The following is a 23,711-nucleotide window of genomic DNA, read 5'->3' as shown; positions in this document are numbered from 1 at the left end:
GCCTCGGCGGCAGACCACGGACCTCGCCATGCCCAAGCTTACTCACAGCGAAGCCCCCTTGCCCTTTCCGATCCTGATCGGCGATATCGGCGGAACCAATGCCCGCTTTTCAATCCTCGTCGATGCCTATGCCGAGCCGAAGCATTTCCCCAACGTGCATACCGCCGATTTCAAAACGATCGACGAGGCGATCCAGCAGGGCGTTCTCGACAAGACGGCGGTGAAGCCGCGTTCGGCGATCCTTGCCATTGCAGCGCCGGTTCGCGGCGACGAGATTCCGCTGACCAATTGCGACTGGGTGATCCGCCCGAAGACGATGATCGCCAATCTCGGTCTTGATGATGTGCTGATCATCAATGATTTCGAGGCGCAGGCGCTAGCGATCGCCGGTGTTTCCGAGGAGCATCGCGAGACCATCGGTGAAACCTCTGACGGCATGATCGCATCGCGCGCCGTACTCGGACCAGGCACCGGCCTTGGCGTCGCCGGCCTCATTCATGCCCAGCATGCCTGGATCCCGGTGCCTGGCGAAGGCGGACATATCGATCTCGGGCCGCGCAGTGTGCGCGATTTTCAGATCTGGCCGCATCTGGAACCCATCGAAGGCCGGATCTCTGCCGAGCAGGTCCTTTGCGGCCGCGGCCTGCAGTATCTTTATCACGCGATCTGCAAGGCTGATGGCATCGAGCCCGCACTGACGCAGCCGGCTGATATCACCACCCATGCGCTTGCCGGCACCAACGCCCAGGCCGAAGAAACCGTGACGCTGTTCGTCACCTATCTCGGCCGCGTCGCCGGCGATATCGCCTTGATCTTCATGGCGCGCGGCGGCGTCTATCTTTCCGGCGGCATCTCGCAAAAGATCCTGCCGGCGCTGCAGAAGCCGGAATTCCGCGCCGCTTTCGAAGACAAGGCGCCGCATTCCGCGCTGCTGAAATCGATCCCGACGCATGTGGTCACCCACCCTCTTGCCGCACTGGCGGGCCTCTCGGCCTACGCCCGCATGCCGGCCGATTTCGGCCTGGCGACGGACGGCCGCCGCTGGCGGCGTTGACCAGGATAGAGCAGCGCGTCGCCAGATGCGGCCGCGGGAGAACCAGATGAACTATCGCTTCCTTCCGCTGGCATTGCTTGCGGCCACGCTTTCAATCTCCACCGCTGATGCAAAAATCCTCTGCACGGTGGTAGCGAATGCGGCAGACGGAAAGGTGTTGTTGCAGCAAGGCGATTGCGCAACCCGCGTCACGCCGGCGTCCACCTTCAAGATCGCGATCAGCCTGATGGGCTTCGATTCTGGCTTTCTGAAGGACGAGCATACACCGCTGCTGCCTTATCGTAAGGGCTATGTCGATTGGCGCGGTGCCGAGTGGCGCCAGCCGACGGACCCGGCTCGATGGATCAAATATTCGGTGGTCTGGTTTTCGCAGCAGGTGACGCACGCGCTTGGCACGGAACGGCTGCACGACTACGCCGTCAAGTTCCGCTACGGCAATGCCGACGTCTCCGGCGACCCCGGAAAGAACAATGGGCTGGACCGTTCCTGGATCGGCTCCTCGCTGAAGATTTCCCCGCTCGAACAGGTCGCCTTTCTCGGAAAGCTGGTGACCCGACAACTGCCCGTAAGCCCGCAAGCTTTCGACATGACGGAGCGCATCACCGAAGTTGCGGCTCTGCCCAACGGTTGGGACATTCACGGCAAGACCGGTTCAGCACGTCCCGGCGGAGCCGCCGACAAAAGCTATCCGTATGGATGGTTCGTCGGATGGGCGGCGAAAGGCGATCGCAGGCTCGTGTTCGCGCGGCTGATCCAGGACGAAAAGAAGGAGCAGGGACCGACGGGCGCAAGGACACGCGACGCCTTTTTGGCCGAGCTGCCTTCGCTTATAATGAGCGTGGCACCATGAGCTGCCTTAACCAGTGCAATAGGCCATATCTAGCCAAAGCCGTCCTAACTCTTTATAGACCCGCGAAAGCACGTGCCATATGCGGCTCGCTTGGTTTGAGACAGGAAGCCGATATTTGAAGTCACCCGACACCAAAAACAACAGCGTCGATAGCGAGACCGTTACCGGTGTCCTGAAGCGGATCATTGCCGAAAATGGCCGTGATCATGTCTGGGGCTATTTGATCGCCATCACCTGTTTGATCTTGGTGGCGTTGTCGACGGCTTTTATCGCCTACATCATGAAGACGATCATCAACCAGGCGTTCGTCGAACGCCGGGCCGATGTCGTTTGGCTCATCTGCTCGGCAATCTTCGCCGCTTTCGTGGTGCGCGGTTTTGCCGGTTACTTCCAGTCGGTCATTCTCAACAAGATCGGCAACAACATCATCGCGCGTTACCAGCGGCGGCTCTACGGGCATCTGATGACCTTGTCGGTCGGGTTCTTCAATGAAGCCCGATCGGCGCAGATCGCGGCACGGGTCAGCCAGAACGTCTCCGGCATCCGCGATGTCATGAACCTGACGATTACCTCGACCGCCCGCGACCTTCTGACCTTCGTCGCCCTGATTGGCGTCATGGTGGTCCAGGACCCGCTGCTGAGCCTTGCCGTCTTTATCGCCGCCCCGCCGCTGCTTTATGCGCTGCGCTACGTGTCCAAGCGGCTGCGCGCGGCAACGCGCGAAGCGGTCAACCTGAACAGCCACGTTCTCGGCGCGATGCAGGAGACGATCCAGGGCATTTCCATCGTCAAAGCCTTTACGATGGAAGAGCAGTTGGACCGCAAGATCAACAAGCTGATCACGGCGGCAGAACACCGGCAGAACCGCATTGCGCGCCTTTCGGAGCGCAACGGACCGCTGACCGAAAGCTTTGCGGGCTTCGCGGTCGCCAGCGTCCTTGCCTATGCCGCCTATCGGTCGATCTATCACGACGTTCCGCCCGGCGCCTTCTTCTCTTTCGTCACCTCGCTGCTGCTCGCCTATGATCCGGCTCGCCGTCTTGCCAAGCTCCAGGTGCAGATGGAGCGCGCCGTCGTCAACGCGCGCATGATCTACGAATTGCTCGACATGGAGCCGCGTCAGCGCGACTTGCCCAACGCCATGCCGCTCGTCGTCACCGAGGCTCGCATCGAGTTTCGCGACGTTCACTTCGCTTATGGCGACGAGGCGGTTCTGTCCGGCGTAAGTTTCGTTGCCGACGGCGGCGAAACGACGGCATTGGTCGGCCCTTCCGGCGCCGGCAAGTCCACTGTCATCAATCTCATTCCGCGCTTCTACGATCCCAAGGCCGGCAGCATCTTCATCGACGGACAGGACATAGCGCATGTCACGAAGCGGTCGCTGCGCGAGCAGCTCGCCTATGTCTCGCAGCAGCCCTACCTCTTCGAAGGCACGATCCGCGACAATATCCGTTACGGCCGTCCGGAGGCGACGAATGCCGAAGTCGAGGAAGCGGCCCGGCTCGCCTACGCCCATGATTTTATCATGGCGCAGCCTCAGGGCTACGACACGCCGGTCGGCGAAAATGGCGTGACGTTGTCCGGCGGCCAGCGCCAGCGCCTGTCGATCGCCCGCGCGCTGGTGCGCAACGCGCCGATCCTGCTGCTCGACGAAGCGACATCAGCGCTCGATACCGAGTCGGAGGCAGCCGTGCAGAAGGCGCTGGACGAAGCCATGAGCGGCCGCACCGTCGTCGTCATCGCCCATCGTCTCTCGACGGTCGTGCGGGCGGAGAAGATCATTGTCATGCAGAACGGGCGCATTGTCGAAGAGGGCAACCACGAGACGCTTGCGACCGCCGACAATGGCCTTTACGCTCGCCTCAACAACCTCCAGCGGCCGGCCGTTTCCGGCACTTCCCGCAAATAAGACGATTGAGAAGACATGACCGATGATGCGATGAAGCTGGTGGTGGTTGGCGCAGCGGGCCGCATGGGCCAAGCCCTGATCCGCCTCATCCACGCCACGCAAGGTGTTACCCTGCACGCCGCCGTTGCCCGCCCAGGCTCCGCTTTCATCGGCAAGGATGCCGGCGAGATTGCCGGACTGGGGCCGATCGGCGTTCCCGTCACCGACGATCCGCTTTCGGCTTTCCTGCATGCCGAAGGCGTGATCGACTTCACCACAGCCGCCACCAGCGTCACCTTCGCCGGCCTCGCCGCCCAGGCACGTATCGTCCACATCATCGGGACCACCGGCTGCTCGGCTGAAGACGAGGCCAAGTTCAAGGCGGCCTCCCGCCACGCCCGCATCGTCAAATCGGGCAATATGGGCCTTGGCGTCAATCTTTTGAGCGTCCTTGTCGAACAGGCGGCGCGGGCGCTTCCGCCGGCCGATTGGGACATCGAAGTCCTGGAGATGCATCACAAGCACAAGGTCGACGCCCCCTCCGGCACTGCGCTCCTGCTTGGGCAGGCGGCGGCAAAGGGCCGCGGCATCGATCTCGACGATCATTCCGTGCGTGTACGCGACGGCCAGACTGGTCCGCGGCCGGCAGGCGCCATCGGTTTCGCCACGCTGCGCGGCGGTGCCGTCATCGGCGACCACTCCGTCATCTTCGCCGGCGAAGGCGAACGCCTGACGCTGTCTCACAGCGCCGGCGATCGTTCGCTGTTTGCCCGCGGCGCGCTTCAGGCTGCACTTTGGGCGCGCGACAAGAAACCCGGCTTTTATTCCATGCTCGACGTCCTCGGGCTTTCCACACGTTGATCCCATCCGGGAGCGGTTCAGCACGGAATTGCTGAACCGCTCCAGCCTTTTGTTCTTACGCAATTCCAGACGGAAAACCGCCACGCACTTTTCCTGGAATTGCTCTATCAAGGAGGAATATTAATGAGCGGTACTCTCGTCCTCGTTCGCCACGGGCAGAGCGACTGGAATTTGAAGAATCTTTTTACCGGCTGGAAGGACCCTGACCTGACAGAGCTTGGCATTGAAGAAGCCAAGACCGGTGGCAAGGCGCTTGCCGATTATGGCATTAAATACGACGTCGCCTTCACCTCGGCGCTGACGCGCGCCCAACACACGCTGAAGATCATCCTCGATGAAGTCGGCCAGCCCGGTCTCGAAACCCTCAGGGATCAGGCGCTGAACGAGCGCGACTACGGCGATCTCTCGGGCCTCAACAAGGACGACGCCCGCGCCAAGTGGGGCGAAGAGCAGGTGCATATCTGGCGCCGCTCCTACGACGTTCCGCCGCCCGGCGGGGAAAGCCTGCGCGACACTGGTGCCCGCGTTTGGCCCTATTATCTGACGGAAATTTTGCCGCGTGTGCTCGCCGGCCAAAAGGTGCTGGTCGCCGCCCACGGTAATTCGCTGCGCTCGCTGGTCATGGTCCTCGACCGCCTCAGCAAGGAACAGATCCTCGCGCTCAACCTCGCGACCGGCGTGCCGATGGTCTACAAGCTCAACGCCGACTCCACCGTCGCTTCCAAGGAAGTACTCGGGGATATGTCCGGCGCGCATTGAATCGCCGGAAATGCAAAGCCACCCCTCATGCTGTTTCGGCTGTGAGGGGTGGAAAATGTAACGTCCGGTGTTACACTGTATTGACGATGTAACACATGGATCGGACATGGCAGACGCAACATTCACTTTTCGGGTTGAAGAAGACTTGAAAGCTGCCTTCAGCGAGGCCGCACGGGCGCATGATCAAACCGGGGCGCAATTGCTTCGAGCATTCATGCGCGACTATGTGAAGCGCCAGCAAGATGAAGCTGAGTATGACATCTGGTTCCGTCAACAAGTTCAGGCGGGGCTTGATTCAGCCAATGCCGGCAATCTCATCCCCGCCGATGAGGTAGAAGCCGAATTCGCTGCTTTGCGGCAAGAAACACGCCGCAAGTTAAGCGGAAAATCCTCGTGAATCTTGTTTGGACTCCTGAGGCGAAAACTGACCGACGCTCAATTTACACTTATATCGAAGCGGATAGCGCCTCCGCCGCGCTCGCGCTTGACGAACTTTTCGCCAAAAGATCGGCGCAGCTCATCGCACATCCAATGGCGGGCCGCCCTGGCCGCGTGTCGGGAACACGGGAACTGGTCGTCCATAAAAACTATTTGCTGATTTACGATCTCAAAGACGAGACGATGCGAATACTCCGCATTCTTCATGCTGCGCAACAATGGCCGCCGAGCGGCACTCGGCCAGTTTCCTGACGCCTTACACAAATGGCGTGGTCTCAATTCTCCACGGTAAACCGGACCCTGTCGGCGGCGAAGCGGGAGATCGAATATTGCACCGGAATATCGTCGAGATCCGCATTGAGCGCCTGTGCGACCAGGACAATGGCGCCGGGGGATAGTTGCAGATCGGCTAGATCACCTTCGTCGGCATGCGTCGCGGTGATCTCGGTGACGGCACGCACATAGTCCGGCACGCCAAGCTCGCGAAATGCTTTGGTGATCGACCCGGTGGTCCGATAGATCTCCGCAATGGCGCCGAAGCGATCCGCCGGAAACCAGCTTGTGGCGCGCGAAACCGGACGATGATCCGCCTGACCGAGCGTTTCCAGGCGGACCAGCCGCGTGCCGGTTCTGATCTTGAGCTGCCGGGCCAATTCCGTGCTCGCAGCCTCTTCGCCAGTAGCCAGAAGGACGCTGCGGGTTTCGCGCACCTGATCGCCAATGCCTTGCGAAAATCGCGTCCGCTTCGAAATCGGGAAGCTCAGGCGCTCCTTGCGCTCGATCAACGTTCCGCGCCCCTGCACGGCCCTGACGATTCCTTCCTGAGCCAGTGCCGCAAGCGCGCTTCGGATCGTGTGGCGGTTGACACCGAACTGCAACGCCAGCGCCGTTTCCGGCGGCACCATGCCTGCTTCATCGAAATCGCCGTGGTTGATCGATGTGCGAATCCGGTCGGCAATCTGCCGCCAGAGCGCCACGCCCGTCTGTCTTTGTACCTTCTGCCCCGCCATATCGCCCGCTGCTAATGTCACACGCTTGTCACGACTCGCCAATAAATATAAAACTACCTTGTATGGTTGTCTATATCAATAGACATTTTGAGGATGAGGCGATGAATTCAGCACAGAGGCAAGAGGCGGCGGCGCGGGAGCGCCGCGAGCGCAAGCGCGCCGCCGATCTTTTGGCGCGGGCCGAACGCGACGAGCTTGACGCGGCCTGGGAAGCATTACCCGACAAGCCCGCGGTCCAGCCCGTACGAGGACCGGAAACCGGGCTCGTCATGGTGCGCGGTCGCATCGGCGGCGGCGGTTCGCCCTTCAATCTCGGCGAGGTTACCGTGACGCGCGCCACCGTCAAGCTGGCCTCGGGTGCGATCGGCCATGCGCATGCGCTCGGCACCGACCGCGAAAAGGTGCGGCTTGCGGCGATCTTCGATGCGCTCTGGCATCAGCCGGCCACCCAGGAATTCGTGGAGAAGGCGATCCTGCTGCCGGTTACCGATCGGATTGCCGAATACGACCGCAAACGTGCCGAGGAAACGGCTGCCACCCGCGTCGATTTCTTCACCATGGTCCGCGGAGAAGACAAATGAGCCTTTCCACCACTTCCATGACAGCCGGCAACGAGGCGCTGACCGGCGGTTTCGCCGATCCGGTGTTCGACGCCCAGAGCGTCTTCAAGATGATGATGGACGCCATGGCGCGGCCGGGCGTCGTCCAGACGGTCACTTCCAATATCGCTCCGCCCGCCCCGCTCGGGATTGCAGCCGGCGCGATCGGCCTTACGCTTTGCGATCATGATACGCCGGTCTGGCTGTCGACCGGTCTCGCCAAATCGCCCATGCCTGCGTGGCTGAGCTTTCACACCGGCACATTGGTGACACCGGAAAGGATTGAAGCGCGTTTTGCCTTCGTCGAGGCCGGCATGGCGCTCGCCTCCCTCAACGGGTTCGCCGTCGGCACGCAGGAATATCCCGACCGCTCGACGACGCTGGTGCTGGAAATCGCAGCCCTCGAGGGCGGCAAGGAACTGGCGCTCTCCGGTCCCGGTATTGCCGGTATTCGCACGATCGCGCCGATCGGCCTGCCCGATACTTTTCTGCGCCTCTGGAACGACAATCGCGCGCTTTTCCCGCGCGGCGTCGATCTCGTTCTGACGGCGGAACGGCAATTCCTTTGCCTGCCGCGCACCACCAAGATCATCGCGACGGAGATGTGACGCATGTATGTTGCCGTTAAAGGCGGCGAAGCCGCCATCGCCAATGCTCACCGGCTGCTCGCCGATCGCCGCCGCGGCGATCGTTCGCTGCCGGCCATCGGCATCGACCAGATCGTCGCGCAACTGGCGCTCGCCGTCGACCGCGTCATGGCCGAAGCCTCGCTTTACGACCGCACGCTGGCCGCGCTTGCCGTTCGCCAGGCCCGCGGCGACATGATCGAAGCGATTTTCCTGCTGCGCGCCTACCGCACCACGCTGCCGCGCTTCGGCTATTCCCAGCCGCTGGATACCTCGGCGATGAAGATCGAACGCCGCATCTCGGCGACCTACAAGGATTTGCCGGGCGGCCAGCTCCTCGGCCCCACTTTCGACTATACGCACCGCCTGCTCGACCCGAGCCTGCTCACCGATACGCCGGTGGATGAGCCGATGCAGCGGCCGGCGGAAGAAGGCCGCGTGATGCGCGTCTCCGAGATTCTGAGCCAGGAAGGGCTGATCGAAGGCGATGGCGAGATGCCTATCGACCATGAGACCGGCGACCTGACGCGCGAGCCGATGGAGTTCCCGATGACCCGCGATCTGCGCTTGCAGGCGCTGGCCCGCGGCGACGAAGGTTTCCTGCTCGCGCTCGGCTATTCGACCCAGCGCGGCTATGGCCGCACCCACCCCTTCACCGGCGAAATCCGCATCGGCGAAGTGGAGGTTGAGCTGGACGTGCCGGAACTCGGTTTTGCCGTTTCGCTGGGCAGCATTCAGGTAACCGAATGCCAGATGGTCAACCAGTTCAAGGGCTCGGCCAAGGCGCCGCCGCAGTTTACCCGCGGCTATGGCCTCGTTTTCGGCCAGAGCGAACGCAAGGCCATGGCGATGTCGCTGGTCGACCGGGCGCTCCGAGCCGACGAACTCGGCGAGGATATCGTCGCACCCGCCCAGGACGAGGAATTCGTCATCTCCCATTCCGACAACGTGCAGGCGACCGGCTTCGTCGAACACCTGAAGCTGCCGCACTATGTCGACTTCCAGGCCGAACTCGATCTGGTGCGCCGCATGCGCCGCGACTTCGAGAATGCACAAAACGCAGGCAAGGATCCCCTGACGGAGGCTGCCGAATGACCGAACTCGCTACCTATAATTTCGCCTATCTCGACGAACAGACCAAGCGGATGATCCGCCGCGCCATTTTGAAGGCGATCGCCATTCCCGGCTATCAGGTGCCATTTGCCTCGCGCGAAATGCCGATGCCCTATGGCTGGGGCACCGGCGGCGTGCAATTGACCGCCGCGATCATCGGGCCGGACGATGTCCTCAAGGTCATCGACCAGGGCGCCGACGACACGACCAACGCCGTCTCTATCAGAGCCTTCTTCCAGAAGGTGGCGATTGTGGCGGTCACCACCCGCACGGACGAGGCGACCATCATCCAGACGCGCCACCGCATCCCGGAAGGCAAGCTCGGACCCAAGCAGGTGCTGGTCTACCAGGTGCCCATTCCCGAACCGCTGCGTTTCCTGGAGCCGCGCGAGACCGAGACCCGCAAGATGCATGCACTCGAGGAATACGGCCTCATGCATGTCAAGCTCTATGAGGACATCGCCCGCAACGGCCGCATCGCCACGACCTACGCCTATCCCGTGAAGGTCGCCGGCCGCTACGTGATGGATCCGTCGCCGACACCGAAATTCGACAACCCGAAAATGCACATGTCGGATGCGCTGCAACTCTTCGGCGCCGGCCGCGAGAAGCGCATCTATGCCGTGCCGCCGTATACGGAGGTGGTCAGCCTCGATTTCGACGATCATCCCTTCGAAGTGCAGCGCTTCGACAAGCCCTGTGCGCTTTGCGGCGCCGAGCAGGTCTATCTCGACGAGGTGATCCTCGATGACAAGGGCGGGCGGATGTTCGTCTGCTCCGACACCGATTTTTGCGAAGACCGCCGCGCCCATGGCCATGCCGGCCCCATGCTGGCGGCGAATGGCTTGGAACCGAAACAGGAGGCCGCCGAATGAGCGACACGCCACTCCTCAAGGTCAAGGATATCTCGAAATTCTACGGCAGCCGCATCGGTTGCCGCAACGTGTCCTTCGATCTCTGGCCCGGTGAAGTGCTGGCAATCGTCGGCGAATCCGGCTCCGGCAAGACGACGCTACTCAACTGCATTTCGACCCGGCTGCTGCCGACCACCGGCAGCGTCGAGTACCATATGCGCGACGAGACCTATCGCGACCTGTTCCGCATGAACGAGGCCGAGCGCCGCTTCCTGATGCGAACGGACTGGGGCTTCGTCCATCAGAACCCGGCCGATGGTCTGCGCATGACGGTCTCGGCCGGCGCCAATGTCGGTGAACGGTTGATGGCGATCGGCAACCGGCACTATGGCAATATCCGCAACACGGCCATCGACTGGCTGGAGCGCGTGGAGATCGATGCCGACCGCATCGATGACCAGCCTCGCGCCTTCTCCGGAGGCATGCGCCAGCGCCTGCAGATCGCCCGCAATCTGGTCACCGGCCCGCGGCTGGTGTTCATGGACGAGCCGACCGGCGGCCTCGACGTATCGGTGCAGGCTCGCCTGCTCGATCTCGTGCGCGGCCTCGTCAACGATCTCGGCCTATCGGCCATCATCGTCACGCACGATCTTGCCGTCGCCCGCCTGCTCTCGCACCGCATGATGGTCATGAAGGACGGCGGAGTGATCGAGCATGGTCTCACCGACCGCGTGCTCGACGATCCGCGCGAGCCCTATACGCAACTGCTCGTCTCCTCGATCCTGCAGGTTTAAAGCCATGGCAACTCCCCTCGTCGTTTCCGAAGTCTTCAAGAGCTTCACCATGCACCTGCGCGACGGCATTCGCCTGCCGGTCGTCGCCGATGTCTCCTTCTCGGTCGCATCGGGCGAATGCGTGGTGCTCGGCGGCCCTTCCGGTATCGGCAAGAGCTCGCTCCTGAAGATGATCTACGGCAACTACGCCGTCGATAGCGGGCAGATCCTGGTGACGCATCGGGAAAGAATCGTCGACCTCGCGGCCGCCGATCCGCGCACCGTGCTGGAAGTTCGCCGCCATACCATGGGCTATGTCAGCCAGTTCCTGCGCACCGTGCCGCGCGTTGCCGCCATCGACGTCGTTGCCGAGCCGCTGCTGGCGCGTGGCGCAAGTGCCGAGATCGCCCGCGAACGGGCGGGCGCCCTGCTTGCGCAACTCAACCTGCCGGAAGAGCTTTGGCAATTGCCGCCCGCCACCTTCTCCGGCGGCGAACAGCAGCGCGTCAATATCGCCCGCGGCTTCATCACCGATCACGCCATTCTGCTGCTCGACGAGCCGACCGCCTCTCTCGACGCCAGGAATCGTGCCGTCGTTGTCGACATGATCGAAAAGAAAAAAAAGGCGGGCGTCGCCCTGCTCGGCATCTTCCATGACGAGGAGGTGCGCGAAGCCGTCGGCAGCCGCATTCTCGATGTGTCGCAATTTTCACCCAGGAAGTCCGCCGCATGAGCCGCAAATTGGGCGAAACGCCCTTCATCAGCCCCTCGGCCAGCGTCAGCAACTCGACGCTCGGCCGTTATACCGAAGTCTCCGACCGCTGCCGGATCGATGAAACCGAGATCGGCGACTATTCCTACATCATGCAGGATGGCGCAGTCTGGTGCGCGACGATCGGCAAGTTCGTCAACATCGCTGCCGCGGTGCGCATCAACGCCACGAACCATCCGACCTGGCGGGCGACGCTGCATCATTTCACCTATCGCGCTGCCGACTATTGGCCCGATGCCGATATGGAGACGGATTTCTTCACCTGGCGGCGCGATCATCGCGTGACCATCGGCCATGACGTCTGGATCGGCCATGGCGCCACCATTCTGCCGGGTGTCTCCGTCGGCAACGGCGCGGTCATCGGCGCCGGCGCGGTCGTCTCCAAGGATGTCGCCCCCTATACGATCGTCGGCGGCGTGCCGGCCAAGCTCATCCGCCAGCGCTTCACCGAAGCCGTCGGCGAGCGCATGGACAAGCTGGCCTGGTGGGATTGGGATCACGCCACCTTGCGCACCGCGCTCGACGACTTTCGCGCCCTTTCGGCCGAGGAGTTCCTCATCCGCTACGGCGCATGACACAATCCTGACTAGAATTCATTCCGAAGCCCGGAAACCCCTCGGTTTTCGGGCTTTTGCATGTCGTAACGCAAGGCAGCAAAACGGCGGGGAATTGTAACAGCAGTTACACAAATCTGACATTGGAGCTTCATGAACCGGGAATAATGCGTTGCTCATGCTCAGCGCGTGGCGACCTCGAAACGCAAGGTCATGCGCTCGTCCAACAGGTTTCCGCGGCACCAACGTCAACGTTTGTTGCGGAGCCGGGCAGCCGCGAAAGGGAAAGCCTCATGTTCGAGCTGAAGAATGTCTCGCGCCGGTTCGGAAACAAGCTCGCTGTCGATTCCGTAACGCTGGACATTCCGCAGGGACAGATGGTCGGCGTCATCGGCCGCTCGGGCGCGGGCAAGTCCACGCTGCTGCGCATGATCAACCGTCTCGCCGATCCAAGCTCCGGCTCCATCCATTTCGCCGGTATCGAAGTCTCCAAGCTGCGCGGTCGCGCATTGCGCAACTGGCAGCGCGATTGCGCCATGATCTTTCAGCAGTTCAACCTGGTTCCCCGCCTCGACGTGCTGACCAACGTCATGCTCGGCCGCCTGAACCAGCGTTCGACGGCGCTCAGCCTGCTCTCCATCTTCAGCCGCGAAGAGCGCATCGAGGCGATCGCCGCGCTTGAGCGCCTCGGTATCGAGCAGACGGCATTACAGATGGCCGGCACGCTGTCCGGCGGTCAGCAGCAGCGTGTCGCCATTGCCCGCGCCCTGATGCAGCAGCCGAAGATGATGCTCGCCGACGAGCCGATTGCCTCGCTCGATCCGCTGAACGCCAAGATCGTCATGGACGCGCTGCGCGACATCAACGAGCGCGAGGGCATCACGGTCATCACCAACCTGCACACGCTGGATACGGCGCGCAACTATTGCGAACGCATCGTCGGCATGGCCGCAGGCCGCGTCGTCTTCGACGGCAAGCCGGCGGAACTGACGGCTGCGGCCGTCAAGGAAATCTACGGCACCGACAAGGATGGCGCCGGTGTCGACGAGACGATGACGTCGACCGCCATCAATCTTTCCGATCAGCCCGCGCAAGCCGCGGCAAACGAATCTGCCGGCCCACAACCGCTGGCACTGGCCGGTCTCTGAGGGAGCCGGCCGCGATCGAAGGCCCACGTCAAGGGCGCATTTCTTCCAGACCGAAGGCATCCGGGGACACCGGTTAATCAGGAGACGAACCCATGTTGAAGAAGACCCTTCTCGCAGCCACGGCGCTTCTCGCGCTCGCTGGCGGCGCTGCCGCTCAGGACATCAAGGAATTCCGCGTCGGTATTCTCGGCGGCGAAAACGAAGCCGACCGCCTGCGCAACTATTCTTGCCTTGCCGACCACCTGAAGAAGGAGTTCGGTTTCGAAAAGGTATCGCTGTTCCCGGCTGCCGACTATGACGGCGTTATCCAGGGCCTGCTCGGCGGCACGCTTGACTTCGCCGAACTCGGCGCTTCCGGCTATGCGGCCACCTACATCAAGGACCCGAACGCCGTTACCCCGATCCTGACCACGCAGCAGACGGACGGTTCGACCGGCTACTATTCGATCGGTCTTGCTCTGAAGTCCTCCGGCATCAAGACGATCGCTGACGCCAAGGGCAAGAAGCTCGGCTACGCCGATCCGGACTCCACCTCCGGCTACCTCGTTCCGCTGACGCAGATTCCGAAGACCACCGGCATGCCGAACGACAAGTTCTTCGCTTCGACCCAGTTCAACGGCGGTCACGAGAACAACCTGCTCGCCGCCTATGACGGCAAGGTCGACGTTGCCGTTGACGACTCTTCGGGCCTCGGCGATTTCAAAGACGGCTACACCTCCGGCACCTTCCGCAAGGAAGTCGACAAGGGCGCTGTCGACCCGAACAAGCTTGTCGAAGTCTGGCGTTCGCCGCTGATCCCGAACGGCCCGCTCGTCGTTCGCAACGCTCTCGGCACCGAATGGCAGGCCAAGCTGACCGACTTCTTCATGAAGCTCCCGACCACCGACGCCAAGTGCTTCTCGGCGATCGAAGGCGGCGACTTCAAGGGCTATGTCAAGGTGAACCCGGACTTCTACAAGGCCGTTGTTGAAGTTCGTAAGGCTGCCATCGGCGGCTGATCCCTATCCCGACTGCAGGGCGGCCGGCGACGGCCGCCCTTTTCCTATCGAGAGGGCAGGACATTCATGACGATTGCCGATACTCAGCTACAGACGCAAGGCACTCCTCAGAGCGCCAAGGATATCGGCGACGCCTGGATCAGGATGGTGGCGCGCCGCCGCCTCTATACCGGCATGGGCCTGCTGATCCTGATCATCGCTTTCGTCAGTTCCGTTCGCTTTGCCGACGAGAGCAATGCCGGCCATTTCTTCGACCGCCTGCCGCATCTTTTCGATTTCCTGAGCTGGCTCATCCCCAAGGATTGGGCCGACGTCTATCGCGCGCTCTTCGACCTGCCGAGCCCCAACGGCGCAAACGGCGTCGGCGGCGAGGAATTCAATTTTCCGCTCGGCCGCGTCTATGTCTGGGGCGATTTCTATATCCCGGAATATTTCGAGCTGATGATCATCACGATCAACGTGGCGCTGGTCTCCACGCTCATCGGCTTCATCGTCGCCCTTCCCCTCAGCTTCTTTGCCGCGCGCAACATGTCACCGTCGCATCCGCTTCGCCTGGTGACCAAACGCTTCATGGAACTGTTGCGCGCCTTTCCCGAGATCGTCATCGCCGGACTGTTTTCGGCGATCCTGTCGATCGGCCCGATCGCCGCCATCATCGCCGTCGGCCTGCATACGATCGGCGCGCTCGGCAAGCTGTTCTACGAAGTGATCGAGAATATCGACATGAAGCCGGACGAGGGCATGAGGGCGGTCGGCGCGAGCTGGACGGAGCGCGTTCGCTTCGCCGCCCTGCCGCAGGTTCTGCCGAATTTCATGTCCTATGTGTTGCTGCGTCTGGAGATCAACGTCCGCGCTTCGACCATCATCGGCGCCGTCGGCGGCGGCGGTATCGGCGAGGAGCTGAAGCTTTCGATCTCGCGCGGTTTCGGCGCTAAAACGGTAGCGCTCGTGCTGCTGCTTTTCGTAACGATCATCGCCGTCGACCAATTTTCCGCATGGCTCCGCCGCCGTCTCGTCGGCGAACATGCCTTCCTTCTGCAACACTGAGGTTGCCCATGTCCGTCATCGACGCCGGCCGCATGCAGGAAATCGAAGCGCGCTATCCGGAGATCCTGCACCGATCGTTCCGCCAGCGTTTCGGCGCGCTGATGATCTTTCTCGGCGTGATCCTTTACGGCGTCTATGCCGTCTGGTTCTTCGATCTGCCGAAGATCATCGCGGAAGCGCATTGGGAACGCGTCGGCATCTATCTGAGCGAATGGATTAGCTACGACGTTCAGCCGGAATTCCGTGTTTCCGGCGACAAGATCAGCGTCAAATATCCGCGCTTTTCGCCGCTCGGCGACAATCCGCATCCGGATTGGGTGACGAACAATCCGGACGGCAGCCTGACGGTCTCGGTCAGCGGCACCAGCCGCAGCGTGACCGTTACGAAGACGCAAGCGATCCTGACCGCCCATGGCGTCACCGTTCCGATCGACTTCACCGGCGATTCGCCGAAGGTTCTCGGCTCGGAGCCGCCGCCGTCCTGGATCACTGTCTATGACGACAACATCCTCGCCAATATGGGCTTTGCCGGCGACGTCAGCATTTCCACCGACCGCGTGAAAATCCGCAAACGCTTCATCGGCTGGGCGAATTTCATCTTCGATACGCACTCGCCCTTCTTCGATAAGCCGGCGAGCGAAGTCATCAGCCTGATCGTTTCAGGGCCGCGGCTTGAGCCCGACCAGTCCAATCTCTCGCTGGCCTTCGACAATATCTGGAACAATGGCGCATGGCAGCATGGCGATGTCTGGACCAAGCTGTTCCAGACCATCGTCATGGCTTTCCTCGGCACGCTGCTCGGTTCGCTCGCGGCCTTTCCGCTCGCCTTCATGGCAGCGCGCAACATCACGCCGAACCGGCTGATCAATCAGATATTGAAGCGTTTCTTCGACTTTCTGCGTTCGGTCGACATGCTGATCTGGGCGCTGTTCCTGACCCGCGCCTTCGGCCCGGGCCCGCTCGCCGGCAGCGGCGCGATCTTCCTGACGGAGACCGGCACGCTCGGCAAGCTCTACTCCGAAGGGCTGGAGAACATCGACAACAAGCCGCGCGAAGGCGTCAAATCGACGGGCTCCTCGACGGTTCTCGTGCATCGCTACGGCATCCTGCCGCAGATCGTGCCGGTCATCGTCAGCCAGACGCTCTACCAGTGGGAATCGAATGTGCGCGGCGCCACCATCATCGGTGCGGTCGGCGCCGGCGGCATCGGTCTGAAGCTTTGGGAAGCCATGCGCACAAACGCCAATTGGGAAAACGTCGCCTATATGGTGCTGCTGATCCTGATCGTCGTCTTCCTCTTCGACGCCGCTTCCAACGCGCTGCGCTCTCGTCTGATGGGCACGCAAAACAGGTAGGAAGCCTTTAGAAAAATCGTGACGCATCATCATTTTGTCACGGGAATCCGGTAGCGCAGGTCGGCAAGACAACATTGCTCGAGTTCGCTTTAGCCGGATTCGATCCGCTGCTGCCTTGCTGCTCTTGCGGTTTGTCGCAAATCACCCAACAGTGTCTCGCGCCGCCGACTTTTCCAAGGAATGCAGCCTTGCGCTATGCTCTCTATTTCACGCCGCCCAAAGACGATCCATTGACCGCGCTTGCCGCTCTCTGGCTGGGCCGCGACGCATTTTCCGATGAGATCTTTTCCGACAAGGCCATGGGCCCCGTGCCGGAAGACCATGCCGAACTGACGGCCGATCCGCGCCGCTACGGCTTTCACGCCACGCTGAAGGCGCCGTTCGAGCTTGCCGGCTCGGTGACCGAGCGCGATCTTCTCGATGTCGCCGCCGAATTCGCTTCACAGACCAAGACTTTCACCATTCCGGAGCTGGTCCTGGGTCAGCTCGGCCATTTCTTCGCGCTCGTGCCGGGCTCGCTTTACCAGCCGCTGCAGGATTTCGCCTCGCGCGTGGTCAAGACCTTCGAACCATTCCGCGCACCGCTTTCAGATCATGACATCGCCCGGCGCAATCCGGAAGGTTTGAGCGAACCGCAGCGCGCCAATCTGCTGCGCTGGGGCTATCCCTACGTCAACGACGAGTTTCGTTTCCACATGACGCTGACCGGGCGCGTTCCGGCCGAACGTCAAGCCGACATGCACGACATCCTGCGTGCGCGCTTTGCCGACCACATCGGCACGCCACTCAATGTTTCCGGCCTCGCAGTCTTTATTGAAGAAAAGCGTGGCGCTCCCTTTACCGTCCGTTCCTGGCTGCCGCTTTCCGGCGCCTAATAGCGAAAGACCTGACATGACCAAAGAAACCGTCCTTTCCAACGCCCGCATCGTCCTCGAAGACAAGATCGTCGAAGGCTCCGTGCTGATCCGTGACGGTCGCATCGCCGGCGTTTCCGAAGGCAATTCGGCTATCGGAGAGGATTTGGAGGGCGACTACCTAATCCCCGGCCTGGTCGAACTGCATACGGACCATCTCGAAGCTCACTATTCGCCGCGCCCCGGCGTGCGCTGGAACAAGACGGCCGCCATCCAGGCGCATGACGCCCAGATCGTCACCTCGGGAATCACCACCGTGTTCGATTGCCTGCGCATGGGCTCGGATGAAGATGGCGGTTTCGAGCGCGGCGAGATGCGCGACATGGCCGACGCCATTCAGGCGGCCGCGCGCGAGGACCGGCTGCGCGCCGAACACCTGATCCATCTGCGCTGCGAAGTCTCCGCCGACAACGTCCTCGATCATTTSCAGGACTTCGAGAAGGACCCCTATGTCCGCCTGGTTTCGCTGATGGACCATGCGCCGGGTCAGCGCCAGTTCCAGACGATGGATCAGTATATCTTCTACTATCAGAAGAAGCGCGGCTTGAGCGACGAGGCCTTTGCCCGGTTCGTCGCCAAGCGCCAGGAAGAATCGGCCAAATACGCAACGCCGCATCGTGACGCCATCTCCAAGGTCTGCGCCGAACGCGGCATCACCATCGCCAGCCATGACGACGCGACGCTCGCCCATGTCGACGAAGCCATCAACTACGGCGTTCGCCTTGCCGAATTCCCGACCAGCATCGACGCCGCCAAGGCGTCGCATGGCGCGGGCATGAGCGTGCTGATGGGCGCGCCGAACATCGTTCGCGGCAAGTCGCATTCCGGCAATATCGCCGCCCGCGATCTCGCCGAACTCGGCGTTCTGGACGTCCTGTCCTCCGACTATGTGCCGCTCAGCCTGCTGCATGCTCCCTTCATTCTGGCGGACGAGGTCGAAAGTATTTCTCTGCCGCAGGCGATCGCCATGGTGACCGCGACCCCGGCAAAGACCGTCAGCCTGAACGATCGCGGCCGCATCGCCGAGGGCCTGCGCGCCGATCTCGTGCGCGTCCGTCGCGATCATGGCGTGCCGGTGACGCGCTCGGTCTGGCGAGAAGGACGGCGTGTCGCATGACGGCCGAGGCCAACATAAAGCCGGCTAACGATCTTTTGGCCGAGACAGCCGGTGTGATGGCCGTTGTGGTCGGACCGAGCGGTGCCGGCAAAGATACGCTGATGAATCTCGCCGCCCGGCATTTCGTCGGCCGGCCGGATGTCCATTTCGTCCGCCGCGTCATCACCCGGGAAGGCGATGCCGGCAATGAGGATCACAAAAGCGTTTCGGACGCCGATTTCGACGCAATGGAACACGCCGGCGCCTTCGCCGTCTCATGGGAAGCGCATGGCCTGAAATATGGCATTCCGGCTGGGGTCAGGGACGAGCTTGCCCGCGGCCATCTCGTCATCGCCAACGGTTCGCGCTCGGCGTTGCATCGCTTCCAAAGCGCATTTCCGCGGCTGAAGGTCATCAACATCACGGCAACCCGCGAAGTGCTTGCCGAGCGGCTGATGGCACGGGGGCGCGAAAGCCGTGAAGACGTGCTGAAACGCCTGGAAAGAAGCTCGCTGACGGTTCAGGGCAGCTACGACGTCGCTGATATCGACAATAGCGGCACGCTCGAAGAGGCCGGCCGTGTCATTATTTCCGTGCTGGAAGCACTGATCGCAAGATAAGACCGCTTGTGCCGCACCTGCGGAAACAAACTCACGGTGCATCGCCCCCTCAACCTGCGCTTCGCGCGTCCTTCTCTCCGCTGGAGAAAAGGTAGAGATTTGCCGGATGCTCCGTTTCCCCTTCTCTCTCCCGGGGAGAAGGTGGCCCGAAGGGTCGGATGAGGGGCCGCCTCAGGGCCGACCTCCTCGCAATGCCCGAATTACCTCAGTGCGCCTCGTCCCAATTGTGAGCCGCGCGCGCGTCCACCTTCAGCGGCACAGACATATCGACCGCCGGCATGGCGGCATTTTCCATGACCGAAACGATGATCGGCGTCGAGCGCTCGACATCGGCTTCCTCGACTTCGAAGATCAGTTCGTCATGCACCTGCAGCAGCATGCGTACGCGATCGGCGAGGCCGGCGGCCGCAAGCGCAGGCTCCATCTTGATCATGGCGCGACGGATGACGTCCGCAGCGGAGCCCTGGATCGGCGCATTGATCGAGGCGCGCTCGTTGAAGGCGCGCACGGACGGATTGGAGGAGCGGATTTCCGGAAAATGAACGCGGCGGCCGAAGATCGTTTCGACATAGCCCTTGTCGCGCGCTGCGGCCTTGGTGCTTTCCATATAGTCGCGAATGCCGGGGAAACGCTCGAAATACCGCTTGATGTAATCGCCGGCTTCCGAACGCTCGATCGAAAGTTGGTTGGCGAGGCCGAAGGCGGAAATGCCGTAGATGATACCGAAGTTGATCGCCTTGGCGCGGCGGCGCACTTCGCTCGGCATGCCCTCGATCGGCACGCTGAACATTTCCGATGCCGTCATGGCGTGAATATCGACGCCGTCGGCGAAGGCCTGTTCGAGCTGCGGGATGTTGGCGACATGCGCCAACACACGCAGTTCGATCTGACTGTAATCGGCCGAGATCAGCTTATGGCCCGGCGTCGAGATGAAAGCCGTACGGATCTTGCGACCTTCAGCCGTGCGAATCGGAATATTCTGCAGGTTCGGTTCAGAGGAGGACAGGCGTCCGGTGGTCGTCGAAGCCAGCGAATAGGAGGTGTGGACGCGCTTGGTCTCGGGATGGACATAGCCCGGCAGCGCGTCGGTATAGGTGGATTTCAGCTTGGTGAGCTGACGCCAGTCGACGATCTTGCGCGGCAGCTCGAAGCCGGCTGCAGCCAGATCTTCCAGCACTTGCGCCGAGGTGGACCATTGCCCTATCTTGGTTTTGTTGCCGCCGGCAAGACCCATCTTGCCGAAAAGAATATCGCCGAGCTGTTTCGGCGAGCCGATATTGAAACGTTCGCCGGCGAGCGTGTAAATCTCGTCTTCAAGCGCGGCGGCACCTTGCGCCAGCTCGCCGGAAAGGCGTGACAGGATCTGCCGGTCGATGGTGATGCCACGCTCTTCCATATGGGCAAGCACCGGCACCAGCGGCCGTTCCAGACGCTCATAGACTGTGGTGAGCCTTTCCGCGGCCAGCCGTGGCTTCAGCACCAGCCAGAGCCGCAGGGTTACGTCGGCATCTTCGGCGGCATAGGCCGTGGCCCGGTCGATATCAACGAGATCGAAGGTGACGTTGGATCTGCCGCTGCCGGCGACATCCTTATAGGCGATCGGCTTGTGGCCGAGCCACCGCTCCGACAGGCTGTCCATGCCGTGTACGGCATTGGCGCCGCCATCGAGCACGTAGGACAGCAGCATGGTATCATCGAAGGCCTTGAGCTCGATGCCATAGCGCTTCATCAGCAGATAATCGTATTTCAGGTTCTGCGCAATCTTGAGGACCGAGGCGTCTTCGAGCAGATCCTTCAGCCGCGGCAGAGCGTCCCGCAACGGAATCTGATTGTCCACCAGCCCGCCGCCGAGCAGATCGCCGACGCCGTTCTTGTGCCCGAGCGGCACGTAAGCGGCGCGGATGATCGCACCGGAGGGATCGTTGCGGTTATCGGTGATCGCCATTGAAAAGCCGACGATTTCGGCCTGCATGGCGTCGAGCGAGGTCGTCTCGGTATCGAAGGCGACGATGCCGGTTTCGCGCGCGTCCGCGATCCACTGGTCGAGAGCGGCCATATCGCGGATGGTGACATATGTCGAATGATCGATCGGTGCGGTGGCAAAGCTTGCCGCCCGCGCTTTGGCGAGTTCGGCCGGCTCTGCGGCGCTTTCCGATGCCATACGTGCCTTGACCACAGGCGCGGGCACGGAGGCACCCTCGATCGCAACTTCGCTGCCGCCAACGAGATCGACGTCTTTAGCGACGTCGAGGTCGGGACCATGCGCTGTGTCGCCCCACTCGACCTTGACCTCCGATGGCTCGATCGCAGCCGCATCGCAATCACAGGCGTCGGCGACGCGGCGCGTGAGCGAGGTGAATTCCATCGCCTTCAGGAAACCGATCAGTTTCGGGCCGTTCTGCGATTCGAGCACCAATGCATCGAGCGGCAGCTCCAGCGGGACATCGGTCCTCAGCGTCACCAATTGCCGGGAAATGCGGGCCAACTCGGCATTCGCGATGATGTTTTCCCGGCGCTTCTGCTGCTTGATCTCGCCGGCGCGGGCGAGCAGCGTATCGAGATCGCCGAATTCCTCTAGAAGCTGCGCCGCCGTCTTCGGGCCGATGCCTGGAATGCCGGGCACGTTGTCGATGGAATCGCCGGTCATGGCCTGGAGGTCGATCATCTTTTCCGGCGGAACGCCCCACTTCTCGATGACATCGGGGATGCCGATCTGCTTGTCCTTCATGCTGTCATACATGTGGACCATGGGGGTGACGAGCTGCATCAGATCCTTGTCGGAGGAGATGATGGTGACGTCGGCACCGATCGCCTCGGCCTGACGGGCGTAGGTGGCGATGATATCGTCCGCCTCGAAGCCGTCGGTCTCGATGCAAGGCAGGTTGAAGGCGCGCGTCGCCTCGCGGATGAGCCCGAATTGCGGGATCAGTTCCTCCGGCGGTGCCGAGCGGTTTGCCTTGTAGGCGTCGTAGATATCCTTGCGGAACGTCCTCGAGGAATAGTCGAAGATGACGGCAAAATGGGTCGGCGTGACGCCGACCGAAGTATCGCGCGCCGAGGTCAGCAGCTTCCACAGCATATTGCAGAAACCGGAGACAGCGCCGACCGGCAATCCATCGGATTTGCGCGTCAGCGGCGGTAGGGCATGAAAGGCCCGGAAAATGAAACCGGAGCCGTCGACGAGGAAGAGATGATCACCTTTTTTCATGGCAACATGGATAGCGTGGCGCATCTCCAACGTCCATATAAAGTTCCATCAGGCGCTGTGCGGACGGGCCAAATTTCTCACTCAAACGTTACCAATTTTTAATCAATCTAATCTGCGGATTCCCTTGAAAAACCATATTTTGAGCCACATCTGATACTCACCGGCGATTGATTACGCCGAGGGTCTGGCAACCGGCCTGTCCCCCGCCATGTCAGACTTGGACAAAGGCCTATCCCCCTCTCCGGGCCTTTGTCCCCCCTTTGAAGCCGCCGTGGTCCCCCTCCAGGCCATGGCGGCTTTTCTATTAGAATTCATTTACATAGACAAAAAAACAAACCGCAGAATATTACCAGAATTTAACCCGCATCCGACGCAATCCACCCAAGATTTGATGATTGTTTTACTCCGAAATACGGGCATACTTGCAATCATGGGATTTAATCGCTTGGACTCTGCGGCCTACCTTGCCAGTCAAATGGCGAAGGGATTTGCCCGCTCGTTGCAACAACGGGCGGCGGGGCTCGGCTTTTCCCCCGGCCAATTTCCCATCCTGCTCGAATTGTGGTCCGAAGACGGGCTGACGCAGAAGCAATTGCTGGAGCGCGTCGATATCGAGCAGGCGACGATGGCCAATACGCTGTCGCGCATGGAACGCGACGGGCTGGTGGAACGTCGGCCGCATCCATCCGACAAACGTGCGCAACTAGTGTTCCTGACCGGCAAGGCCAGTGCCATGCAGAGCGAAGCCGTCGAAGCGGCGATGGCCGCGGACAAGGAGCTGTTTCGAGGTTTCCGCACCTTCGAGCGCGAGCTGCTGCTCGAATATGTCCGGCGCATCCTGGAAAATGCCAAGCATCTCTAGCTCCGCATGCCTCGTCCAATTGACGGCGCATTCGGAAATTTTCGATTTTCCTGCCTCGAAACCGGACTGGCTTTGGTCTATCGTCCGGCCAATTTCCACGTAAGGAGATGGCATGAATGGTCGGTGAGCGGCAGATGCGCCCGATGCTGTTAAAGGTGTTGGGAGAGGCGGATAGGTTTCAGGCTGGATCGAAAATTAGGGCATTGGACCCTGTTAAGGAGATTAGCCTTCGCCTGCTACCGAACGACCATCTTGAGGCCCGGTTCTGGCCGGTGACCTCGTATAGGAGTTTGGCTTTGCCGTTCACGCCCC

25 protein-coding genes are annotated in these 23,711 nt (G+C 61.5%); 23 read left to right on the top strand and 2 right to left on the bottom strand.

From position 1 onward, the window contains the following. Positions 1-28 precede the first annotated feature (28 nt). From QDY28_RS06625 to QDY28_RS06595, 7 genes are all read left to right on the top strand, one after another. Positions 29-1,054, top strand: coding sequence for a glucokinase (locus QDY28_RS06625; RefSeq protein ID WP_331380902.1), 1,026 nt, complete (start codon positions 29-31; stop codon positions 1,052-1,054). Between the two features lie 46 nt (positions 1,055-1,100). Then, positions 1,101-1,904: a class D beta-lactamase gene (blaOXA, locus tag QDY28_RS06620; RefSeq protein ID WP_331380901.1), complete on the top strand. Its 804-nt coding sequence runs from the start codon at positions 1,101-1,103 to the stop codon at positions 1,902-1,904. A 115-nt stretch (positions 1,905-2,019) separates the two neighbouring features. Beyond that, positions 2,020-3,813, top strand: a complete 1,794-nt coding sequence (locus QDY28_RS06615; RefSeq protein ID WP_331380900.1) for an ABC transporter ATP-binding protein — start codon at positions 2,020-2,022, stop codon at positions 3,811-3,813. A 15-nt stretch (positions 3,814-3,828) separates the two neighbouring features. Next, positions 3,829-4,653, top strand: coding sequence for a 4-hydroxy-tetrahydrodipicolinate reductase (dapB, locus tag QDY28_RS06610; RefSeq protein ID WP_331380899.1), 825 nt, complete (start codon positions 3,829-3,831; stop codon positions 4,651-4,653). A 123-nt stretch (positions 4,654-4,776) separates the two neighbouring features. Then, positions 4,777-5,412, top strand: coding sequence for a 2,3-bisphosphoglycerate-dependent phosphoglycerate mutase (locus tag QDY28_RS06605; protein ID WP_331380898.1), 636 nt, complete (start codon positions 4,777-4,779; stop codon positions 5,410-5,412). Positions 5,413-5,518: 106 nt separating this feature from the next. Next, positions 5,519-5,809, top strand: coding sequence for a CopG family ribbon-helix-helix protein (locus QDY28_RS06600; RefSeq protein WP_331380897.1), 291 nt, complete (start codon positions 5,519-5,521; stop codon positions 5,807-5,809). Next, positions 5,806-6,102 carry a type II toxin-antitoxin system RelE/ParE family toxin gene (locus tag QDY28_RS06595; RefSeq protein WP_331380896.1) on the top strand — a complete coding sequence of 99 codons (297 nt, stop codon included), beginning with the start codon at positions 5,806-5,808 and terminating at the stop codon, positions 6,100-6,102. The genes QDY28_RS06600 and QDY28_RS06595 overlap by 4 nt, the downstream gene beginning before the upstream one ends. Positions 6,103-6,125: 23 nt before the next feature. On the opposite strand, the gene phnF is transcribed toward QDY28_RS06595, so the two are convergent. Next, positions 6,126-6,860: a phosphonate metabolism transcriptional regulator PhnF gene (gene phnF / locus QDY28_RS06590; RefSeq protein WP_331381268.1), complete on the bottom strand. Its 735-nt coding sequence runs from the start codon at positions 6,858-6,860 to the stop codon at positions 6,126-6,128. Between the two features lie 101 nt (positions 6,861-6,961). Between phnF and phnG the strand changes: the two genes are divergently transcribed. The 14 genes from phnG (at position 6,962) to phnN (ending at position 19,329) form a co-directional block, all read left to right on the top strand. Beyond that, positions 6,962-7,441, top strand: a complete 480-nt coding sequence (phnG, locus tag QDY28_RS06585; protein ID WP_331380894.1) for a phosphonate C-P lyase system protein PhnG — start codon at positions 6,962-6,964, stop codon at positions 7,439-7,441. Positions 7,442-7,458: 17 nt separating this feature from the next. After that, positions 7,459-8,067 carry a phosphonate C-P lyase system protein PhnH gene (phnH, locus tag QDY28_RS06580; protein ID WP_442967492.1) on the top strand — a complete coding sequence of 203 codons (609 nt, stop codon included), beginning with the start codon at positions 7,459-7,461 and terminating at the stop codon, positions 8,065-8,067. Positions 8,068-8,070: 3 nt separating this feature from the next. Beyond that, the gene (locus tag QDY28_RS06575; protein ID WP_028754435.1) at positions 8,071-9,180 is read left to right on the top strand and encodes a carbon-phosphorus lyase complex subunit PhnI; all 1,110 of its coding nucleotides are present in this window, start codon (positions 8,071-8,073) and stop codon (positions 9,178-9,180) included. Then, positions 9,177-10,073, top strand: a complete 897-nt coding sequence (locus QDY28_RS06570; RefSeq protein WP_331380892.1) for an alpha-D-ribose 1-methylphosphonate 5-phosphate C-P-lyase PhnJ — start codon at positions 9,177-9,179, stop codon at positions 10,071-10,073. Before QDY28_RS06575 ends, QDY28_RS06570 begins: the two co-directional genes overlap by 4 nt. Continuing rightward, complete coding sequence (phnK, locus tag QDY28_RS06565; protein WP_331380891.1) at positions 10,070-10,846, top strand: phosphonate C-P lyase system protein PhnK; 777 nt, start codon at positions 10,070-10,072, stop codon at positions 10,844-10,846. Before QDY28_RS06570 ends, phnK begins: the two co-directional genes overlap by 4 nt. 4 nt (positions 10,847-10,850) lie before the next feature. Then, entirely contained in the window at positions 10,851-11,558 is a 708-nt protein-coding gene (gene phnL / locus QDY28_RS06560) for a phosphonate C-P lyase system protein PhnL (RefSeq protein ID WP_331380890.1), read from the top strand. Further along, positions 11,555-12,172, top strand: coding sequence for a DapH/DapD/GlmU-related protein (locus QDY28_RS06555; protein WP_331380889.1), 618 nt, complete (start codon positions 11,555-11,557; stop codon positions 12,170-12,172). Before phnL ends, QDY28_RS06555 begins: the two co-directional genes overlap by 4 nt. Positions 12,173-12,444: 272 nt before the next feature. Next, positions 12,445-13,299, top strand: a complete 855-nt coding sequence (phnC, locus tag QDY28_RS06550) for a phosphonate ABC transporter ATP-binding protein (protein WP_331380888.1) — start codon at positions 12,445-12,447, stop codon at positions 13,297-13,299. Between the two features lie 92 nt (positions 13,300-13,391). Continuing rightward, positions 13,392-14,297, top strand: a complete 906-nt coding sequence (phnD, locus tag QDY28_RS06545; protein ID WP_331380887.1) for a phosphonate ABC transporter substrate-binding protein — start codon at positions 13,392-13,394, stop codon at positions 14,295-14,297. Positions 14,298-14,363: 66 nt separating this feature from the next. Further along, the gene (gene phnE / locus QDY28_RS06540) at positions 14,364-15,344 is read left to right on the top strand and encodes a phosphonate ABC transporter, permease protein PhnE (RefSeq protein ID WP_331380886.1); all 981 of its coding nucleotides are present in this window, start codon (positions 14,364-14,366) and stop codon (positions 15,342-15,344) included. Between the two features lie 8 nt (positions 15,345-15,352). After that, on the top strand, positions 15,353-16,699 hold the full coding sequence (gene phnE, locus QDY28_RS06535; RefSeq protein ID WP_331380885.1) for a phosphonate ABC transporter, permease protein PhnE: 1,347 nt from the start codon (positions 15,353-15,355) through the stop codon (positions 16,697-16,699). Between the two features lie 188 nt (positions 16,700-16,887). Next, complete coding sequence (locus QDY28_RS06530; RefSeq protein WP_331380884.1) at positions 16,888-17,574, top strand: DUF1045 domain-containing protein; 687 nt, start codon at positions 16,888-16,890, stop codon at positions 17,572-17,574. Between the two features lie 16 nt (positions 17,575-17,590). Further along, positions 17,591-18,730, top strand: coding sequence for an alpha-D-ribose 1-methylphosphonate 5-triphosphate diphosphatase (locus QDY28_RS06525; protein ID WP_331380883.1), 1,140 nt, complete (start codon positions 17,591-17,593; stop codon positions 18,728-18,730). Further along, complete coding sequence (phnN, locus tag QDY28_RS06520) at positions 18,727-19,329, top strand: phosphonate metabolism protein/1,5-bisphosphokinase (PRPP-forming) PhnN (protein ID WP_331380882.1); 603 nt, start codon at positions 18,727-18,729, stop codon at positions 19,327-19,329. Before QDY28_RS06525 ends, phnN begins: the two co-directional genes overlap by 4 nt. A gap of 205 nt (positions 19,330-19,534) precedes the next feature. On the opposite strand, the gene polA is transcribed toward phnN, so the two are convergent. Further along, positions 19,535-22,537: a DNA polymerase I gene (gene polA, locus QDY28_RS06515; RefSeq protein ID WP_331381267.1), complete on the bottom strand. Its 3,003-nt coding sequence runs from the start codon at positions 22,535-22,537 to the stop codon at positions 19,535-19,537. Between the two features lie 445 nt (positions 22,538-22,982). On the opposite strand from polA, the gene QDY28_RS06510 reads away from it, so the two are divergent. Both QDY28_RS06510 and QDY28_RS06505 read left to right on the top strand, forming a co-directional pair. Continuing rightward, the gene (locus QDY28_RS06510) at positions 22,983-23,399 is read left to right on the top strand and encodes a MarR family winged helix-turn-helix transcriptional regulator (protein ID WP_331381266.1); all 417 of its coding nucleotides are present in this window, start codon (positions 22,983-22,985) and stop codon (positions 23,397-23,399) included. Between the two features lie 116 nt (positions 23,400-23,515). Continuing rightward, on the top strand, positions 23,516-23,711 hold a 196-nt coding region (locus QDY28_RS06505), incomplete at its 3' end, for a hypothetical protein (protein ID WP_331380881.1).

Origin of the sequence: Rhizobium sp. BR 362, from assembly GCF_036528765.1 — a bacterium.
Lineage (GTDB): Bacteria > Pseudomonadota > Alphaproteobacteria > Rhizobiales > Rhizobiaceae > Rhizobium.
This window is presented reverse-complemented; position numbering and strand designations above follow the sequence as displayed.

Bases quoted from the DNA above. Each gene is read 5' to 3' on its own strand.
- QDY28_RS06625 (WP_331380902.1), top strand. From the start codon at position 29: ATGCCCAAGCTTACTCACAGCGAAGCCCCCTTGCCCTTTCCGATCCTG.
- blaOXA (WP_331380901.1), top strand. From the start codon at position 1,101: ATGAACTATCGCTTCCTTCCGCTGGCATTGCTTGCGGCCACGCTTTCA.
- dapB (WP_331380899.1), top strand. From the start codon at position 3,829: ATGACCGATGATGCGATGAAGCTGGTGGTGGTTGGCGCAGCGGGCCGC.
- QDY28_RS06605 (WP_331380898.1), top strand. From the start codon at position 4,777: ATGAGCGGTACTCTCGTCCTCGTTCGCCACGGGCAGAGCGACTGGAAT.
- QDY28_RS06600 (WP_331380897.1), top strand. From the start codon at position 5,519: ATGGCAGACGCAACATTCACTTTTCGGGTTGAAGAAGACTTGAAAGCT.
- phnF (WP_331381268.1), bottom strand. From the start codon at position 6,860: ATGGCGGGGCAGAAGGTACAAAGACAGACGGGCGTGGCGCTCTGGCGG.
- phnG (WP_331380894.1), top strand. From the start codon at position 6,962: ATGAATTCAGCACAGAGGCAAGAGGCGGCGGCGCGGGAGCGCCGCGAG.
- phnH (WP_442967492.1), top strand. From the start codon at position 7,459: ATGACAGCCGGCAACGAGGCGCTGACCGGCGGTTTCGCCGATCCGGTG.
- QDY28_RS06575 (WP_028754435.1), top strand. From the start codon at position 8,071: ATGTATGTTGCCGTTAAAGGCGGCGAAGCCGCCATCGCCAATGCTCAC.
- QDY28_RS06570 (WP_331380892.1), top strand. From the start codon at position 9,177: ATGACCGAACTCGCTACCTATAATTTCGCCTATCTCGACGAACAGACC.
- phnK (WP_331380891.1), top strand. From the start codon at position 10,070: ATGAGCGACACGCCACTCCTCAAGGTCAAGGATATCTCGAAATTCTAC.
- phnL (WP_331380890.1), top strand. From the start codon at position 10,851: ATGGCAACTCCCCTCGTCGTTTCCGAAGTCTTCAAGAGCTTCACCATG.
- QDY28_RS06555 (WP_331380889.1), top strand. From the start codon at position 11,555: ATGAGCCGCAAATTGGGCGAAACGCCCTTCATCAGCCCCTCGGCCAGC.
- phnC (WP_331380888.1), top strand. From the start codon at position 12,445: ATGTTCGAGCTGAAGAATGTCTCGCGCCGGTTCGGAAACAAGCTCGCT.
- phnD (WP_331380887.1), top strand. From the start codon at position 13,392: ATGTTGAAGAAGACCCTTCTCGCAGCCACGGCGCTTCTCGCGCTCGCT.
- phnE (WP_331380886.1), top strand. From the start codon at position 14,364: ATGACGATTGCCGATACTCAGCTACAGACGCAAGGCACTCCTCAGAGC.
- phnE (WP_331380885.1), top strand. From the start codon at position 15,353: ATGTCCGTCATCGACGCCGGCCGCATGCAGGAAATCGAAGCGCGCTAT.
- phnN (WP_331380882.1), top strand. From the start codon at position 18,727: ATGACGGCCGAGGCCAACATAAAGCCGGCTAACGATCTTTTGGCCGAG.
- polA (WP_331381267.1), bottom strand. From the start codon at position 22,537: ATGAAAAAAGGTGATCATCTCTTCCTCGTCGACGGCTCCGGTTTCATT.